Annotated in this window: 3 protein-coding genes and 1 pseudogene; 1 reads left to right on the plus strand and 3 read right to left on the minus strand. The window is 62.9% G+C overall.

All coding sequences use genetic code 11. The features are described from left to right. Both MOV75_RS34500 and MOV75_RS34505 read right to left on the minus strand, forming a co-directional pair. Positions 1-237 (minus strand): annotated as a pseudogene (locus tag MOV75_RS34500) (tripartite tricarboxylate transporter substrate binding protein); the annotation flags it as partial. A 139-nt stretch (positions 238-376) separates the two neighbouring features. Further along, positions 377-949: a hypothetical protein gene (locus MOV75_RS34505; protein ID WP_246931998.1), complete on the minus strand. Its 573-nt coding sequence runs from the start codon at positions 947-949 to the stop codon at positions 377-379. A gap of 530 nt (positions 950-1479) precedes the next feature. Here MOV75_RS34505 and MOV75_RS34510 point away from each other — a divergent pair. Continuing rightward, on the plus strand, positions 1480-1737 hold the full coding sequence (locus tag MOV75_RS34510; protein ID WP_246932002.1) for a hypothetical protein: 258 nt from the start codon (positions 1480-1482) through the stop codon (positions 1735-1737). A 59-nt stretch (positions 1738-1796) separates the two neighbouring features. Here the strand turns inward: MOV75_RS34510 and MOV75_RS34515 are convergent. Further along, a partial coding sequence (locus MOV75_RS34515; RefSeq protein ID WP_247007575.1) for a substrate binding domain-containing protein occupies positions 1797-2485 on the minus strand: 689 nt, incomplete at its 5' end.

Consider the following 2485-nt stretch of genomic DNA (forward strand, 5'->3'; position numbering starts at 1 on the left):
GACCGAGCCGCCGCCGCCTCCGGCCCTGTTGTCGACGATCACGGGCTTGCCGAGAATCCGCTCCAGCGCCATGGCGACGGGCCGTGCCGCGAGATCGGCCTGGCCTCCGGCCGGAAACGGCACGATCAGGGTGATGTTGCGCGAGGGGTAGAGAGCTTGGGCAAAGCTTGATTGAGAGCAAGCTGCCTGTGCGAGCGGCAGCACGGCAGCGGCCTTCAGGAGTTCGCGGCGGTTCATTGGTTGGTACCTCCCCGATTGTTTTCGTTGTTGGGAGGCAGCCTAACCGGAATGGATTGTGTTGCGATAGCCGTGCGCTTGCACCCTCCCCGGCGGGGGCCTGGAGGGGGGTGTCGACCGGTTGGCCGGATCTCCTCAACTACTGCGACTGCAACAAGGTAGGCAGGCTCTTGTCGAGGACGTTGCCGAGCAGTTGCCGCGTCGACGCGCGCATCACTGGATTGTTGGCGGCTTCCGGCGGTTCTGGCCACTGCGCCCAATCGATACGCAGCGTCGGGGGCCCGGTCATAAAGTTGCTTCCGCTGATCGAGCCTTCGCCGCTCTTCAGAATATCGAAGCTTTGCCCGTCATGAACGTAGATCCGTATTACCGCGTAGATGTCGGCCATGTTGTACAACGGGCTGCCCTTCATGACACCGATGCCGAAGAATCCACCCTGGCGTATTCCCTTGATCACGACGACATAGCGTTTGCATCCGGCCTGACCGGCAACTTGTCGGACGATGGCGCCGGCCTTGTCGCTGCGAGCGAACATGCCAAGCCCGGGATCGTAGGAACTGAATGCGGATTTATCGGCGGCGATCCTGCGGACGACAAAACCGGAGCCGACCGCGGCCCTCACACGCTCGACAACGAGGTCATCGAGCCCGAAACCGTCGACCGGAACCTCCTTGTTCTCGTTGCCGAACACGGTCGCGCCGATCTTCTTCACGATGAAGCGATCGCCCAGCAGCGATATCACGCCGACGCACGGTCCTGCAGCTTGCGGCGTGGACCGCGAAGCAGGTGCCGGCTTGGAAGGCGCGTTCTTTGCCGACTTGGCAACCGTCGCCGGCTGGGTGGTTTGCGCCTGCGCGGGACCGGCCAGGCACAGTGCGAACAGGACGAGGCAAACAAGACGAAGCATCATGTAGCGGTCGATCGGGTTGTTGAGAAACACGAAGCAGGAAACAAAACGCGGCGCGGATATAGACAACAAAGTTTATGACCGCAACGCGACGGCGCCTTGCGTTTCTTCGCCTTGGCACTGCTTGGTTAAAGACTCCGTCAGCGGCAATGCCGCAGCCGCGCGCAAGCGACCGCGTCGATCCATGATGATGCCCTCCCCTGATTTTTCTTGTTTCGCTGCCAGCCTAACGCGCCAGCCGGCAAGAACAAGACGTTTACGAAGCGTTAGCCATGTCCGGCTCCGCCAGGAACGCATGTCCGGACCCGCTGTTGCCCTCTCAGGGAGAGTGGATGATGCGAAATCTGGCGACCATCGACGTTGCGCTGGACGAGATGCTGGTGAATCTCGCAGCGATCGTGTTGCGGCTTTCAAAGCCCGAATTGACGCGGACGCCGGAAGCGCGCCGCGCATTGGCGCAATCGGTCCATCAATATGCAGTCTGTGCGAAGCGTTCGAACGACCCGCGCGTTCACGAATTGAAGTCGCAGCTGGAGGAAACGCTGAAGCCACGCCTGCGCATCGTCGCGATCGACGGTGTGAAGGTGGCTTAGTCAAAGATGGTGGGCACGCTTCGCTTTGCCCACCCTACGAAAGCTGAAGTTGCTCGCGCCTACGACGCTTTGCTTTTCCCGCGCGATCGCCGCTTGCACGTGCCCGGCAGCTTGGCCGCGAGGAAATCGCCAAGTGCTTCGACGCGGGCGGGGCGCGGGCCGCCGGGCGGCGTCACCAGATGCACGGCGCCTTCGGCCTGCCTCCAGTCCTTCAGGATGACTTCGACCTCGCCGGACGAAATCGCTTCACCCACAATGAACTCGGGCAATTCGGCGATGCCGAGCCCCGCAATCAGAGCCGGCATCAACGCCTCGCCGTTGTTGACGCGGAGCTGTCCGCCCGGGCGCACGCTGGCCTGCTCGCCGGCCGAGTTGGTGTAGTGCCAGACGTTGGGCGTGGAGAGATAGGCGTAGCTGAAGCATTTGTGCTCGGCCAAATGCATCGGATGCGTCGGCCGGCCGTGTTGCTTCAGGTAGGACGGCGCGGCCACGGTGTAGCGCGGCATGGTGAAGAGCTGCCGGGCGATCAGTGAGGAATCCGGCAGGCGCGCGATCCGCACCGCCATGTCGAAACCTTCGCCGATCAGATCGACGGTCGCATCGCTCAAATGCAGATCGACCGAGACTTCCGGATAGGCCTCGAAAAACTCCGGCAGCAGCGGCGCCACCGCCTTGATCCCGAACGTCATGGGCACGGCAAGCCGCACCAGGCCGCGCGGCGCCACCGACTGCGCCAGCGCCTCGTTCT

The sequence above is a fragment of the Bradyrhizobium sp. PRIMUS42 genome, assembly GCF_023006515.1.
Taxonomy (GTDB): domain Bacteria; phylum Pseudomonadota; class Alphaproteobacteria; order Rhizobiales; family Xanthobacteraceae; genus Bradyrhizobium.